This window comes from Streptomyces sp. NPDC052036, assembly GCF_040680495.1.
Classification (GTDB): Bacteria; Actinomycetota; Actinomycetes; order Streptomycetales; family Streptomycetaceae; genus Streptomyces.
In genome coordinates this window covers 108,606-123,136 of record NZ_JBFAWW010000004.1, presented here as the reverse complement: position 1 = coordinate 123,136, position 14,531 = coordinate 108,606, and the positions used below count along the sequence as shown (strand labels likewise).

Annotated in this window: 11 protein-coding genes; 8 read left to right on the top strand and 3 right to left on the bottom strand. The window is 70.4% G+C overall.

Annotation, left to right across the window (positions count from 1 at the left end; genetic code table 11):
• Positions 1 to 135, bottom strand: coding sequence for an SPW_0924 family protein (locus AB0L95_RS08815; RefSeq protein ID WP_365159066.1), 135 nt, complete (start codon positions 133 to 135; stop codon positions 1 to 3).
• A 145-nt stretch (positions 136 to 280) separates the two neighbouring features.
• The gene (locus AB0L95_RS08810; RefSeq protein WP_365159063.1) at positions 281 to 2,038 is read right to left on the bottom strand and encodes a lytic murein transglycosylase; all 1,758 of its coding nucleotides are present in this window, start codon (positions 2,036 to 2,038) and stop codon (positions 281 to 283) included.
• 267 nt (positions 2,039 to 2,305) lie between these two features.
• Here AB0L95_RS08810 and AB0L95_RS08805 point away from each other — a divergent pair, with 267 nt between their 5' ends.
• Positions 2,306 to 3,160: a DUF4184 family protein gene (locus tag AB0L95_RS08805; protein WP_365159060.1), complete on the top strand. Its 855-nt coding sequence runs from the start codon at positions 2,306 to 2,308 to the stop codon at positions 3,158 to 3,160.
• 67 nt (positions 3,161 to 3,227) lie between these two features.
• Here AB0L95_RS08805 and polA read toward each other — a convergent pair whose 3' ends face one another.
• The gene (polA, locus tag AB0L95_RS08800; RefSeq protein ID WP_365159057.1) at positions 3,228 to 5,954 is read right to left on the bottom strand and encodes a DNA polymerase I; all 2,727 of its coding nucleotides are present in this window, start codon (positions 5,952 to 5,954) and stop codon (positions 3,228 to 3,230) included.
• A gap of 245 nt (positions 5,955 to 6,199) precedes the next feature.
• On the opposite strand from polA, the gene AB0L95_RS08795 reads away from it, so the two are divergent.
• From AB0L95_RS08795 to AB0L95_RS08765, 7 genes are all read left to right on the top strand, one after another.
• Positions 6,200 to 8,479 (top strand): FdhF/YdeP family oxidoreductase, encoded by a 2,280-nt coding sequence (locus AB0L95_RS08795; protein ID WP_365159055.1) that lies wholly within the window; start codon positions 6,200 to 6,202, stop codon positions 8,477 to 8,479.
• Positions 8,480 to 8,534: 55 nt separating this feature from the next.
• The gene (locus AB0L95_RS08790) at positions 8,535 to 9,023 is read left to right on the top strand and encodes a hotdog fold thioesterase (protein WP_365159052.1); all 489 of its coding nucleotides are present in this window, start codon (positions 8,535 to 8,537) and stop codon (positions 9,021 to 9,023) included.
• A gap of 72 nt (positions 9,024 to 9,095) precedes the next feature.
• A complete protein-coding gene (locus AB0L95_RS08785) occupies positions 9,096 to 9,518 on the top strand; it encodes a hypothetical protein (protein ID WP_365159049.1) in 423 nt (140 codons plus the stop codon).
• Positions 9,515 to 10,132: a Tat pathway signal sequence domain protein gene (locus tag AB0L95_RS08780; protein ID WP_365159624.1), complete on the top strand. Its 618-nt coding sequence runs from the start codon at positions 9,515 to 9,517 to the stop codon at positions 10,130 to 10,132. Before AB0L95_RS08785 ends, AB0L95_RS08780 begins: the two co-directional genes overlap by 4 nt.
• 288 nt (positions 10,133 to 10,420) lie before the next feature.
• Positions 10,421 to 11,653: a branched-chain amino acid ABC transporter substrate-binding protein gene (locus AB0L95_RS08775; RefSeq protein ID WP_365159046.1), complete on the top strand. Its 1,233-nt coding sequence runs from the start codon at positions 10,421 to 10,423 to the stop codon at positions 11,651 to 11,653.
• Positions 11,654 to 11,765: 112 nt separating this feature from the next.
• Entirely contained in the window at positions 11,766 to 12,698 is a 933-nt protein-coding gene (locus tag AB0L95_RS08770; RefSeq protein ID WP_365159043.1) for a branched-chain amino acid ABC transporter permease, read from the top strand.
• A 5-nt stretch (positions 12,699 to 12,703) separates the two neighbouring features.
• Complete coding sequence (locus AB0L95_RS08765; RefSeq protein ID WP_365159040.1) at positions 12,704 to 14,530, top strand: branched-chain amino acid ABC transporter permease; 1,827 nt, start codon at positions 12,704 to 12,706, stop codon at positions 14,528 to 14,530.
• The last annotated feature ends 1 nt before the right edge of the window (position 14,531 follow it).

Genomic DNA, 14,531 nt, shown 5'->3' with positions numbered 1-14,531 from the left:
TCACGGATGGCTGGGGACGGTCGTCAGCAGCGGTTTCGGGGACGTACTGCCCGAGGGCGGACCCAGGGCCGACAGCGCGAACACCAGGGCGAGCGCCGCGGCGAGACCGATCGCGGCGGCGACGAGGGCGCGCATACGGGCCTCCCCGGGCTGAGCTGACAACCCATCAGGTCCGGCACCGTAGCAACGGGCGCGCGAGATGAGAACACGTTCTGCAAGAAGGCGGCGGCGCCCCTCCGTGACGGAAGGGCGCCGCCGTCGTACACGGGCCGGTGCGGTGCTACGCGCTGGGGCTCGGCGACGGGCTGTCCGAGGAACTCGGGCTGGGCGACGGCGAGGCCTGCGCGACGTTCAGCTCGACCGTGAGGGTCGCGCCGCCCGCGGTGGTGATGCGGAGCAGGAACGTGCCGGTGGTGTCGTCGGCGTACAGCTTCGGGAGCTTCAGCAGACCCTTGGCGTCGGTCCGCAGACCCGTGAGGGTGCGTACGGTCTTGCCGTCGGCGTCCTTGAAGTAGGGGCCCTTGTCGTTCTCGGTCGGGTCGTCGGCCGACTTGACGAGGGTCGCGGTGGCGGCGACACCGTCCGCGACGGCGCCCTTGTACGTGGCCTTCACCTCGACCTGGTCCGCGAACTCGCCTCCCGGGGTGCAGGTCAGCGCAGTGTCGCCGGTGCGGGCGAGGGTGTCGGCCTGGCGTTCGGTGACGGTGGCCGTGTACTCGGTGGCCACGGTGCGGCCCACGAGGAGGGCACGGACCTTGAAGTCGCCGGTCTTCTGGCCGGCCACGAGCGCCGGTGCGGTGGCCTTGCCCGATGCGTCGGTGATGACGGTCGCCACGGTCTCGCCGCCCGTGAAGGTGGCGTCCGTGCCGTCCTCGATGGTGAACCGCACACGGACCTTCGGCACCGCCTTGCCGGCCTTCGTCACGGCCGTCACCGCGATCTTCCGGTCGAACGTGTCGCCCGTCCTGGCCGAGAGCGTGCCGGTGGCGGCGTCCGCCAGACGGTCCACCGTGTCGCTCGCGGTGGGCGGCTCGGACGGGGGCTTGCTCGGCGTCGACGGGTCCGAGGGCGGGGTGGTCGGGCCGCCGGGCTTGTGGGGTCGGCCGGGCTTGTGCGGGCGGCTCGGCTGGTGGGTGCCGGAGTTCCCGGTGCCCCCCGGCTTCGGGTCGTGGTTCGCACCGGAGTCGCTGCGGTGCCTGGGCACCGTCCCCGCGCCGTCCGGGACCGAGTGGGTGCCCTTGAGGTAGTACTCGTACCAGGACAGAACGGTGTGCAGATAGTCCTGCGAGGCGTTGTAGCCGAGGATCGCCTCGTTCATGTCGGCCTGGACCGACAGATCACGGCCGGAACGGCACAGATAGTGACCGGCGGCGAGGGCGGCGTCGTAGATGTTGTTGGGGTCCTTGACGCCGTCGCCGTTGCCGTCGCGGCCGGCCCATGCCCAGGTGGACGGGATGAACTGCATCGGGCCGACGGCGCGGTCGTAGGTGGCGTCGCCGTCGTAGGCACCGTGGTCGGTGTCCTTGATGTTCGCGAAGCCGTTGCCGTCCAGGAGCGGGCCGAGGATCTTCGAGAACGTCGTGCCCTCCGCGTCGACCTCGCCGCCGCGGGCCTGGCCGGACTCGACCTGGCCGACGGCGGCGAGCAGTTGCCAGGGCAGATTGCAGCCCGGCTTGGACTGCTGGAGCTCCGCGGCCGCCTTCTTGTAGGCGTCCAGGACGGTGGCCGGAATACCGGCCTCCGCTGTGCCCGCGGGGCCCCCGGGCGTGGGCCCGGCGGTCGGACCGGGCGACTCGGTGGGGCTGTTGAGCGGCGGGAGGTCGGTGTAGTAGCCGCCGTTGCCGGTGGCGGTGCCGTCACCGCCGTCGGGGGCGGTGGCGTCCGCCTCGGGTGTGGCCTGGGCACCGGTGGTCTGTCTGCCCTGGTCGTCGGTGGTCACTCCCGGAGCCTGGGACGCGGCCAGAGCCGCGACCGCGGCCGCGGCCACAGCTGTGGTGGCTGCCCCCTTGCGCAGCCTCCTGCCGAAATGCGCCGCCATTGAGTGAACCCCTCCTGTCGACGACCTTATGTAGTGGTGCGTCCGTGTGTACGACCGTGTCCCCCGGCACAGCGACCAAGTGACCCTACGACAACTTCTGCCGCCCCGGCACCCGTTGGCGCCCGGTTTTCACCAGTTGGTCATGTGCCCTTGGGCTGCGACACAGGAACCGGGCAGCTCGCCTCACCCGTTTCATGCGTCCCTCATACTGGACATCAGTGATCGCCGGGTGGTTGTGCCCGGTCCACCTCTGCCGAGGGAGCCGACTTGCCGTTCACCCTCAGCCATGCCGCGGCGGTACTGCCCGCCGTACGCGGGGACGGATCCGGGCGCGGACGCCTGGTGCCCGCGGTCCTCGTCGCGGGTTCGTTCGCGCCCGACATGACCTATTTCGCGGCGAGCGTGGTGTCCGGGGCGATGGACTTCGGTGCCGTCACCCATTCCGTCGCCGGGGTGTTCACGGTGGACGTGCTCATCGCGTGGGCGCTGGTGGGGGCATGGCTGCTGCTGCGGGAGCCGGTGGTGGCGCTGCTGCCGGCGGCGGCCCAGGGACGGGTGGCGGCCCTGGTGCGCTGTGGCGCACCGCGCCGTAAGGTCTCGTTCACGCTGTTCGTGCAGTGGTACGTGTCCGCGGCACTGGGTGCGCTGACCCATGTCGTCTGGGACGCGTTCACCCATCTCGACCGGTGGGGGACGCGGTTGTTCCCGGTGCTGCTGAGGCCGGTCGCGGGAACGCCCCTGTACACGTATGTGCAGTACGGCAGCTCCGCGGTGGCGGCGGTGGTGATCGCGGTGTTCGTGACGGTCCTGCTCCGGCGGATGCCGGCCGCTCCGGCCGCGGGGTCGGGGGTGCCGGTGCTGTCCTGGGCCGACCGGTGGCTGGCGGGTGCGGTGATCGGCGGCTGCGCGGCGGTGGGTGCGGTGCAGCGGGCCTCCCGGTGGTGGGCCTACTGGGGGGCGGCGGCGAAGCCGTGGGACATGATCCCCCCGGTGTGCTTCGGGGCGGGCGCCGGGCTCGCCGTCGGGCTGGCGGTGTATGTGGCGGGGGTCAGGGCGCTCCGCCCGGCCCCCGCCGACCCGTCGGCCCCCCGACCGGAACGCAGCCGGCCCACCGCCCGCTGACCCCGGCCGCCGACGCGGACCGGGGCCATGACGGCCGAGCCCGGGGGGGGCGCGGGCGCCCGGCGGGCTAGTGCGCCGCCGACTCCCAGTCCGCTCCGTCCCCCACCGACACATCCAGCGGCGCCCTCAGCTGGACCGCGCCCGCCATCTCGCGGCGGACCAGTTCCTCCGCCTTGCGGCGCTCGCCGGGAGCGATCTCCAGCACGATCTCGTCGTGCACCTGGAGGAGCATGCGGGAGGCGAGGCCCTCCTCGTGCAGAGCCCGGCCCACGTTCAGCATGGCGATCTTGACGATGTCCGCCGCCGTGCCCTGGATCGGGGCGTTCAACGCCATGCGTTCGGCCATCTCCCGGCGCTGACGGTTGTCGCTGTTCAGGTCCGGCAGGTAGCGACGACGGCCGAAGAGCGTCTCGGTGTAGCCGGTGGCCCGGGCCTCGTCCACCACCCGGCGCAGATAGTCCCGCACTCCGCCGAAGCGCTCGAAGTACGTGTCCATGAGGACCCGGGCCTCCGCCGCCTCGATGTTCAGCTGCTGGGACAGACCGAAGGCCGACAGACCGTAGGCCAGACCGTACGACATGGCCTTGATCTTGCGCCGCATCTCCGCGTCGACCGCGTCCCGGGCCACCCCGAACACCTGGGAGGCCACTGTGGTGTGCAGATCCTCACCGGAGGTGAACGCCTGGATCAGGCCCTCGTCCTCCGACAGGTGCGCCATCACACGCAGCTCGATCTGGCTGTAGTCCGCCGTCATCAGGGACTCGAACCCCTCGCCCACCACGAAGCCGCGGCGGATCGCCCTGCCCTCGTCCGTGCGCACCGGGATGTTCTGCAGGTTCGGGTCCGTCGACGACAGCCGGCCGGTCGCCGCGACCGTCTGGTTGAACGTCGTGTGGATCCGGCCGTCCGCGGCGATCGTCTTGATGAGACCCTCGACGGTCACCCGCAGCTTCGCCTGCTCACGGTGGCGCAGCATGATCACCGGCAGCTCGTTGTCCGTCTGGGTGGCGAGCCACGCGAGAGCGTCCGCGTCCGTCGTGTAGCCCGTCTTGGTCTTCTTCGTCCTGGGCAGACCCAGCTCGCCGAAGAGGACCTCCTGAAGCTGCTTGGGCGAGCCCAGGTTGAACTCGTGTCCCGCCGCCGCGTGCGCCTCCTTCACCGCCTGCTGGGCGGCGGCCGCGAACAGCTGCTCCATGGCCTCCAGATGTGTGCGGTCCGCCGCGATGCCGTGCCGCTCCATGCGGGCGAGCAGCGAGGAGACGGGCAGCTCCATGTCGCGCAGCAGATCCGCCGCGCCGACCTCGCCGAGCTTCTCCTCGAACGCCTGGCCGAGGTCGAGGATCGCGCGGGCCTGGATCATCAGCGCCTCGGCCTCGGCACCCTCGTCGGCACCGAACGCGAGCTGGCCGTCCGCGGTGGCCGCGGGCGCCAGCTCCCGGCCGAGGTACTCCAGCGACAGCGCGTCCAGCGCGAACGAACGGCGGCCCGGCTTCACCAGGTACGCGGCGAGCGCCGTGTCCATGGCCACGCCCTCCAGGGGCCAGCCGTGCTCGGGGAAGACCCGCATCGCTCCCTTGGCGTTGTGCAGCACCTTGGGCCTGGCCGGGTCGGCGAGCCACTGCACGAACGCCTTCTCGTCCGCCTCATCCAGCTCCGTCGGGTCGAACCAGGCCGCCGTCCCGTCGGCCGCGGCGAGCGCGACCTCCGCCACCGAGCCCGCGCCCAGTCCCCATGAGTCGACCGTGGCCAGGCCGAGGAGCTGATCGCCGTGCTCGGCGAGCCACGGCTTCAGCTCGCCCGCGCCCAGCACCGCGCCCTCCACCTCGACGCCGGCCGCCGCGGCCGGCGTCGTCTCGGCCTCCTCGGCCCCGGGGTCGACGGCGAAGAGCCGCTCGCGCAGCGAGGGGTTCCTGATCTCCAGGGTGTCCAGGACCATCGTGACGCCCGTGCGGTCGTACGCGGCCCGCTCCAGGTCGATGACCGACTTCGGCAGCTCCACCTGCCGCTCCAGCTCCGTGAGCCGGCGGTTCAGCTTCACCGACTCCAGGTGGTCGCGCAGGTTCTGCCCGGCCTTGCCCTTGACCTCGTCGACGCGCGCCACCAGCTCCGCGAACGAGCCGAACTGGTTGATCCACTTCGCGGCCGTCTTCTCACCGACGCCCGGGATGCCCGGCAGGTTGTCCGACGGGTCGCCGCGCAGCGCCGCGAAGTCGGGGTACTGCGCGGGCGTCAGCCCGTACTTCTCGAAAACCTTCTCCGGGGTGAACCGGGTCAGCTCCGAGACACCCTTCGTCGGGTACAGCACCGTCGTGTTCTCGGTGACCAGCTGGAAGGAGTCACGGTCACCGGTGACGATCAGCACCTCGAAGCCCTCGGCCTCGGCCTGGGTGGCGAGCGTGGCGATCACGTCGTCCGCCTCGAACCCCTCGACCGCGAAACGGGGGGCCCGCATCGCGTCCAGCAGCTCGCCGATCAGCTCGACCTGGCCCTTGAACTCGTCCGGGGTCTTCGACCGGTTCGCCTTGTACTCCGTGAACTCCTCGGAGCGCCAGGTCTTGCGTGAGACGTCGAACGCCACGGCGAAGTGCGTGGGCGCCTCGTCGCGCAGCGTGTTCGCCAGCATCGACGCGAAGCCGTAGATCGCGTTCGTCGGCTGGCCCGTCGCGGTCGTGAAGTTCTCCGCGGGCAGCGCGAAGAACGCGCGGTAGGCCAGTGAGTGCCCGTCCATGAGCATCAGCCGGGGACGGCCGCCGCCGGAGGTCTTCTCGGTCTTCTTCGATGCTGTTTCTGCCACGTCCCCGATCCTGCCACGCTCCACTGACACTCGGACCCGCCCCGGCCCGAGGGCCCACCTCGCCCGAGGGGCCGCCCTCACCCGCGAGGCCGCCCCGGGTCGCCGCCCTCCGCCTCCGCACCCCGGCCCGCCGCCCTCCCGCCCGACGATGGCCGCCCTCCGCACGACCGGGCGCAGTCCTTGTCGGCGGCGCGTGCGAGGATCGGAGACGTACCTCACAGGTGGACGCGAAGGGGAGGACCGCGATGGCCAGCAAGCCGCCCACAGGTGACCCGGTTCAGGACGCGCCGCAGGTCGCCGAGCCGAAGCACGCGGCGGCGGGACTGCCCGCCATCGGTCACACCCTGCGCATCGCCCAGCAGCAGATGGGAGTGCGCCGCACCGCGCTCACCCTCCTCCGGGTCAACCAGAAGAACGGCTTCGACTGCCCGGGCTGCGCCTGGCCGGAGCCCGAGCACCGGCACACGGCGGAGTTCTGTGAGAACGGCGCGAAGGCGGTCGCGGAGGAGGCCACCCTGCGCCGGGTCACCCCGGAGTTCTTCGCCGCGCACCCCGTGGCCGACCTCGCCACCCGCAGCGGCTACTGGCTGGGCCAGCAGGGGCGCCTCACGCACCCCATGTACCTCCCCGAAGGTGCGGACCGCTACGAGCCGGTCACCTGGGAGCGCGCCTTCGACATCATCGCCGAGGAGATCGCCGCGCTGGGCTCCCCCGACGAGGCCGTCTTCTACACCTCGGGCCGCACCAGCAACGAGGCCGCGTTCCTCTACCAGCTCTTCGCCCGCGAGCTGGGCACCAACAACCTGCCCGACTGCTCCAACATGTGCCACGAGTCGTCCGGTTCCGCGCTCTCCGAGACGATCGGCATCGGCAAGGGCAGTGTTCTGCTTGAGGACCTCTACCAGGCGGACCTGATCATCGTCGCCGGGCAGAACCCCGGCACCAACCACCCGCGCATGCTGTCGGCCCTGGAGAAGGCCAAGGCCAATGGCGCGAGGATCATCAGCGTCAACCCGCTGCCCGAGGCGGGTCTGGAGCGCTTCAAGAACCCGCAGACACCCCAGGGCATGCTCAAGGGCGCCGCCCTGACCGACCTGTTCCTGCAGATCCGCCTCGGCGGTGACCAGGCCCTCTTCCGCCTTCTGAACAAACTGGTCCTCCACACCGAGGGTGCGGTCGACGAGGAGTTCGTCCGCGAGCACACCCACGGCTTCGAGGAGTTCGCCGAGGCCGCGCGCGCCGCCGACTGGGACGAGACGCTCACCGCGACCGGGCTCACCCGCGCCGAGATCGAGCAGGCCTTGGGGATGGTCCTTGCCTCGCAGCGCACCATCGTCTGCTGGGCCATGGGCCTCACCCAGCACAAGCACGCCGTACCGACCATCCGCGAGGTCGTGAACTTCCTGCTGCTGCGCGGCAACATCGGCCGCCCGGGCGCGGGCGTGTGCCCGGTGCGCGGCCACTCGAACGTGCAGGGCGACCGCACGATGGGCATCTTCGAGCGGCCCGCGCCCGCCTTCCTGGCCGCCCTGGAGAAGGAGTTCGGGTTCACCCCGCCGCACGAGCACGGCTACGACGTCGTGCGGGCCATCCGCGCGCTGCGTGACGGCGAGGCGAAGGTCTTCTTCGCGATGGGCGGCAACTTCGTGTCCGCGTCACCCGACACCGAGGTGACCGAGGCGGCCATGCGCCGGGCCCGCCTCACCGTGCACGTGTCGACCAAGCTGAACCGCTCGCACACGGTCACCGGCGCGCGTGCCCTGATCCTGCCCGCCCTGGGCCGCACCGAGCGTGACCTCCAGGGCAGCGGTGAGCAGTTCGTGACCGTCGAGGACTCCATGGGCATGGTGCACGCCTCCCGTGGCCGGCTGGACCCCGCGAGCCCGCACCTGCTGTCCGAGCCGGCGATCGTGTGCCGCCTGGCACGCCGCGTGCTCGGTGACGGCAGCGTGGTGCCGTGGGAGGAGTTCGAGAAGGACTACGCGACCGTCCGCGACCGCATCGCCCGCGTGATCCCGGGTTTCGAGGACTTCAACGCGCGCGTGGCCCGCCCCGGGGGCTTCGCGCTCCCCCACGCGCCGCGCGATGAGCGCCGCTTCCCCACCGCCACCGGCAAGGCCAACTTCACGGCGGCCGCCGTGGAGTACCCGAGGCTGCCCGAGGGCCGGCTGCTGCTGCAGACCCTGCGCTCGCACGACCAGTACAACACCACGATCTACGGCCTCGACGACCGCTACCGGGGCATCACCAACGGCCGCCGGGTGGTGCTGGTGAACCCGGAGGACGCCCGGGCCCTGGGCGCGGCCGACGGGTCGTACGTCGACCTGGTGAGCGAGTGGAAGGACGGCGTCGAGCGGCGCGCCCCGGGCTTCCGCGTCGTCCACTACCCGACGGCCCGCGGCTGCGCGGCCGCCTACTACCCCGAGACGAACGTCCTGGTCCCGCTGGACGCCACGGCCGACACGAGCAACACCCCCGCGAGCAAGTCCGTTGTGGTGCGCCTGGAACAATCGGCGGCCGACTGAGCGTTTGCTCAGTCGGAGGCGAGTGACCGATCACCGACGAACGGAGCCATGTCCCATGGGCGAGCAGCACACCGTGAAGTTCCCGCAAGAGGTCGTCGACGAGTACGCCGCGCTCGGCGTCGACCTGCCCGCCCTCTTCTCCGCCGGACACCTCGGCACCCGTATGGGCGTCCAGATCATCGAGGCCTCACCGGAGCGGGTCGTCGGCACGATGCCCGTGGAGGGCAACACCCAGCCGTACGGACTGCTCCACGGCGGCGCCTCCGCCGTACTCGCGGAGACCCTCGGCTCGGTCGGCTCCATGCTCCACGGCGGCAGCTCCAAGATCGCCGTAGGCGTCGACCTGAACTGCACCCACCACCGGGGGGTGCGCTCCGGTCTGGTCACCGGCGTCGCCACCCCCGTCCACCGGGGCCGCTCGACGGCGACGTACGAGATCGTGATCAGCGACGAGGACGGCAAGCGGGTGTGCACGGCCCGGCTGACCTGTCTGCTGCGCGATGTGCGGCCGGGCGACGGGGACAACATCCCCAACGCGGGCTGAGAGCTCCGGCGCCCGGCTCGCGGCGTCCGCACCGACGTTGCTCCTGGGCCACCGGCCCCTTAGCGTCATGGCATGGCGACGGGCAGAGCCCCCAGGCCGGGGCTGACGGTGCGTGGGCTGTGGATCGGGCTGGCCCTGTTGACGGGTGCGACGACGGTCGCCTGCTCCCACGCAGGCGCCGCCGGCCCGACGAGCGCCGAGGCGGCCGTCTCCGCCTCGGCGTCCCCCCGGCCCACGCCTCCCGAGGAGTTGTGCGCGCGGGTCGTCGTGTACTGGTCCCGCAAGGTGCTGGACAGCGGCACCTACGGGGACTACCAGTCGATGGGGCTGTCCAACGGGCAGTACGAGATCCTGCGGACGGTGGTGGACGCGGCCCGCGATGTGAAGCAACGTCAGGGCATGTCTGCCGCAGAGCAGTTGATGGGCCGTCGGGCGCGTGAGGGCTGTGCCGACTGGTATCGCACCGGCGGCCCGAGCAAGGGCCCATGGCAGTGAGCGGGGTCGGTCCGGTCGAGCCCGGCGAGGGCACGCGCGCGGGCGACGACGACCCGGACCCCGGACCCACGCATCCCCGCGGACGCCTCGCCCGGCTGTACGGCCCGCACCGCCGGATGTTCCTCACGACGACGACGGTGGCCGCCCTCCTCGCGGGCGGCGGCTACCTCTACGCCACCCGCCCGCAGAAGCCCCCGCCACCGCCGCCCCCTCCCCCGCCGTACCCCTCCCAGGTCGTCGACATCAGCTACCTGGACGCGGAGCCCGCGCCTCCGAACGCCTCGCCTCGAAGCTTCGGCCTGTCGGTGGTGCTGAGCGTGCAGTCGGGGCCGCCTGTCACCGTGACCCGGATTGCCCAGCCCTATGCGGGCCTTTCCGTGACCTCGTCCCCGCGGCCCCCTTTCCGCACTAAGGCGGGCTCTGCCCGCAAGATCGACATCGCCATGCATGTGACCGAATGCGGAAAAGTACCCGAGAACGCCGGACTGCCTTTCCTGGACGTAACTCTGCGTAATACGCGCGCAATAGAGCCCCACAGTTACATCCTCGGATCACGCTATGCGCACGACCTCTCGGCAGCCCTGCACGTCGCCTGCGGCAACCGTTCCCGGTAATCACCAAAACGGCCGACACACCTGAACGCACCACCGCGCGTCCTGCGGATTCTCAGCATGCGGACCGGGCGAATCGGCTGGAATTCCGCTGTTCCACCCGTGCAGTACCGCTCTGCATTACCTCGTGTCATAACAAGAGCGTCACAGCCTCGGTCAGACCCTCCTCCATGTTCCCCACGCGCGCTTAGAGTCACGGCCAGTCACCGCGCGGTCTGAATGTCACTTCGGCCCAGCGCTCGACTCGGCTCCTTCCAGGGGGGAGGGGCCGTGCCAGGGAAAGGACTGATCGTGCGTCAACGTTCGCTCATCGCCATCACCGCCGCGCTGGCGGCAGGTGCACTGACCCTCACCGCCTGTGGCTCGCGCGACAACGGCAAGAGCTCGGATTCCGGCAAGGGTGGCGGCACCACCGTCACCATCGGAGTCGACGCGCCGCTGACCGGCGACCTGTCCGCGCTGGGCCTGGGCATCAAGAACTCGGCGGACCTCGCGGTCAAGACCGCCAACAAGCAGAACTACGTCAAGGGCATCACCTTCAAGCTGGAGCCGCTCGACGACCAGGCGCAGCCCTCCGCGGGCCAGCAGAACGCCACCAAGTTCGTCGCCGACAGCAGCGTCCTCGGCGCCGTGGGCCCGCTCAACTCCTCCGTGGCCGAGTCGATGCAGAAGGTCTTCGACGACGCCAAGCTGGTCGAGGTCTCCCCGGCCAACACCGGCCCCGGCCTCACCCAGGGCACGGACTGGCAGAAGAAGAAGGTTCGCCAGTACAAGTCGTACTTCCGCACCGCGACCACGGACGCCATCCAGGGCCCGTTCGCCGCGCAGTACATCTACAACGACGCCAAGAAGAAGAAGGTCTTCGTCATCGACGACAAGAAGACCTACGGCGCGGGCCTCGCCGCCACCTTCACCGAGGAGTTCAAGAAGCTCGGCGGCAGCGTCGCCGGCACCGAGCACATCAACCCCGACACCAAGGACTTCTCCGCGGTCGCCACCAAGGTGAAGAACTCCGGCGCGGACGTCGTCTACTACGGCGGCGAGTACCCGCAGGCCGGCCCGCTCAGCAAGCAGATCAAGGCCGCCGGCGCCAAGATCCCCGTGGTCGGCGGCGACGGCATCTACGACCCGACGTTCATCAAGCTGGCCGGCTCCGACAGCGCCGGCGACCTCGCCACCTCGGTCGGCGCCCCGGTCGACCAGCTCCCCTCCGCCAAGGAGTTCGTGGCCAACTACAAGGCCGGCGGATACAAGGAGGACTACGCGGCGTACGGCGGCTACTCCTACGACTCCGCGTGGGCCATCATCGAGGCCGTGAAGAAGGTCGTCGACGACAACGGCGGCAAGCTTCCCTCCGACGCTCGCGCCAAGGTCACCGCCGCGATGCAGAACGTCACCTTCGACGGTGTGACCGGCAAGGTCTCCTTCGACGAGTTCGGTGACACGACGAACAAGCAGCTCACCGTGTACGCCGTGAAGAACGGTGCCTGGGCGGCCGTCAAGTCCGGTACCTACACCGGCTGATCCCCACCCCGCACCACTCACGAGCCGCGCGGGGCGCTGTTCCACTGGCGCCCCGCGCGGACTCGCATCCGGCCACATCCGTCGAACGTCCGAAAGTCTCGGAGGACATGCGGTGAACGAACTGCCGCAGCAGCTGGTCAACGGCCTGCTACTAGGATCCATGTACGGGCTGGTCGCCATCGGCTACACGATGGTCTATGGCATCGTCCAGCTCATCAACTTCGCCCACGGCGAGATCTTCATGACCGGGGCCTTCGGCGCCCTCACGGTCTACGCATACATCCTGCCCGACGGCACCTCCATGTGGGTCGCCCTGCCACTGATGCTCATCGGCGCCGTCCTGGTCGCCGTCATCGTGGCCGTGGGAGCGGAGCGGTTCGCCTACCGGCCTCTGCGCAACGCACCCCGTCTGGCCCCTCTCATCACGGCGATCGGCCTCTCTCTCGCCCTCCAGCAGGCGGTCTGGGCCTGGTACCCCGACGCCAAGTCCGCCCGCACTTTCCCGCAGATCGGCGGAGGCCCCTTCCACCTCGGCAATGTCACCATCCAGACCGGTGACATCTTCCTCCTCGTCGCGGCCCCCATCAGCATGGCCGTCCTCGCCTACTTCGTCATGAAGACCCGCACCGGACGCGGCATGCAGGCGACCGCCCAGGACCCCGACACCGCCAAGCTCATGGGCATCAACACCGACCGCATCATCGTCGTCGCCTTCGCCCTCGGCGCCGCCTTCGCCGCCATCGGCGGTGTCGCCTACGGTCTGAAGTACGGTCAGATCGACTTCCGCATGGGCTTCATCCTCGGCCTCAAGGCCTTCACCGCGGCCGTCCTCGGTGGCATCGGCAACATCTACGGAGCCATGATCGGCGGCATCGTCCTCGGCGTCGCCGAGACCCTGGCCACCGCCTACATCGCCGACCTCCCGGGCATGGAGAAGTTCGGCAGCCAGTCCTGGGCAGACGTCTGGGCGTTCGTACTCCTCATCCTCGTGCTGCTGTTCAGGCCACAGGGCCTGCTCGGCGAGCGCGTCGCGGACAGGGCGTGACACCGATGACCACACAGACCACCGCACCCGACACCCCGAGCACCCCCGCCGCGGGCACCCCGTCCGGTCTCATCGGCATCCCGCCGCACATCGGCCGCGCCCTCGCCACCGCCGGCGGCGCCCTCACCATCATCTCCACCTTCCTCTCCTGGACCTGGACCGCCGACTTCCCCGGCGACCTCACCGTCTACGGCTACCCGGGCGGCCTCCAGGTCCTCGTCCTCATCGGCGGCGTCCTCACCACCCTGTTCGCCCTCGCCTCCTACGACATCAAGGGCCTGGGCTGGCTCGTGCCCGCCGGCGCCGACGGGGCCCTCAAGTTCGCCGCCCTCACCACCTTCGCCACCGCCTGGTACACGGTCCTGGCGATCAGCGTCGAACTCGGCGGAGTCGTCAACCTCGAACCCGGCGGCTACCTCGTGGCCGTCACCAGCCTCGCCACCCTGATCGGCGCCCTGGCCCTGCCCTTCCAGCGGCCCGTGCCCGACCCCGCCGACCCCGACGAGACCTCCGGGGAACGCTTCAGGCGCAAGGCCGCCCACCAGTGGGAGACGGTCAAGGCCGCCTTCGCCTCGGGCACTCCGCGTCCCCTCGGCACACTGCCCGCCTACGCCGAGATCCTGATCATCGTCGGGATCCTGGCCCTGGGACTGATCGTCTTCACCTACGGCATCGGCACCGAGTACGACGAACTCTTCATCGGCTTCCTGCTCACCGCCGGCTTCGGCTTCGCCGCCCTGAACAAGGCCGGCCTGATCAACCAGGCCTCCCAGCTCACCGCCCGCCACCAGAACATCACCACCTGCGGGGCGTTCGTCGCGGCGGCGCTGTTCCCCTTCACCCAGACCGACGACCAGTACGCGACCCTCGGCGTCTACATCCTCATCTTCGCCACCGTCGCCCTCGGCCTGAACATCGTCGTCGGCCTCGCCGGCCTCCTCGACCTCGGTTACGTCGCCTTCCTCGGCGTCGGCGCCTACGCCGCGGCCCTGGTCTCCGGCTCCCCCAACTCGCCGTTCCACGTCCACTTCCCCTTCTGGGCCGCCGTCCTCATCGGCGCCGCCGCCTCCCTCGTGTTCGGCGTGCTCATCGGCGCCCCCACACTGCGTCTGCGCGGCGACTACCTCGCCATCGTCACGCTCGGCTTCGGTGAGATCTTCCGGATCACAGCGAACAACCTGGACGGCACCTCCGGTCCGGACATCACCAACGGCTCCAACGGCATCGCGTCGATCCCGAACCTCGACATCCTCGGCTTCGACTTCGGCGCCCAGCACGACATCGTCGGGTTCACCATCGGCCGCTTCGCCAACTACTTCTTCCTGATGCTGATCATCACCGCCGTCGTCGTGCTCGTCTTCCGGCGCAGCGGCAACTCCCGCATCGGCCGCGCCTGGGTCGCGATCCGCGAGGACGAGACCGCCGCCCTCGCCATGGGCATCAACGGCTTCCGGGTCAAGCTGATCGCCTTCGCCGTCGGCGCCTCCCTCGCCGGCCTCGCCGGCACCGTGCAGGCACACGTCACCTACACGGTCACCCCCGAGCAGTACCTCTTCGCCGGCCCCATCCCGCCCAACTCGGCCTTCCTGCTCGCCGCGGTCGTCCTCGGCGGCATGGGCACCATCAGCGGACCCCTCATCGGCGCCGCACTGCTCTTCCTCATCCCCAACAAGCTCCAGTTCCTCGGCGACTACCAGCTCTTCGCCTTCGGTGTCGCCCTCATCCTGCTGATGCGCTTCCGTCCGGAGGGCCTCATCCCCAACCGGCGCCGCCAGCTGGAATTCCACGAAGAGGCGGAAGCGCCCACAGTCCTCAGCACGACAGGGGCCTGAC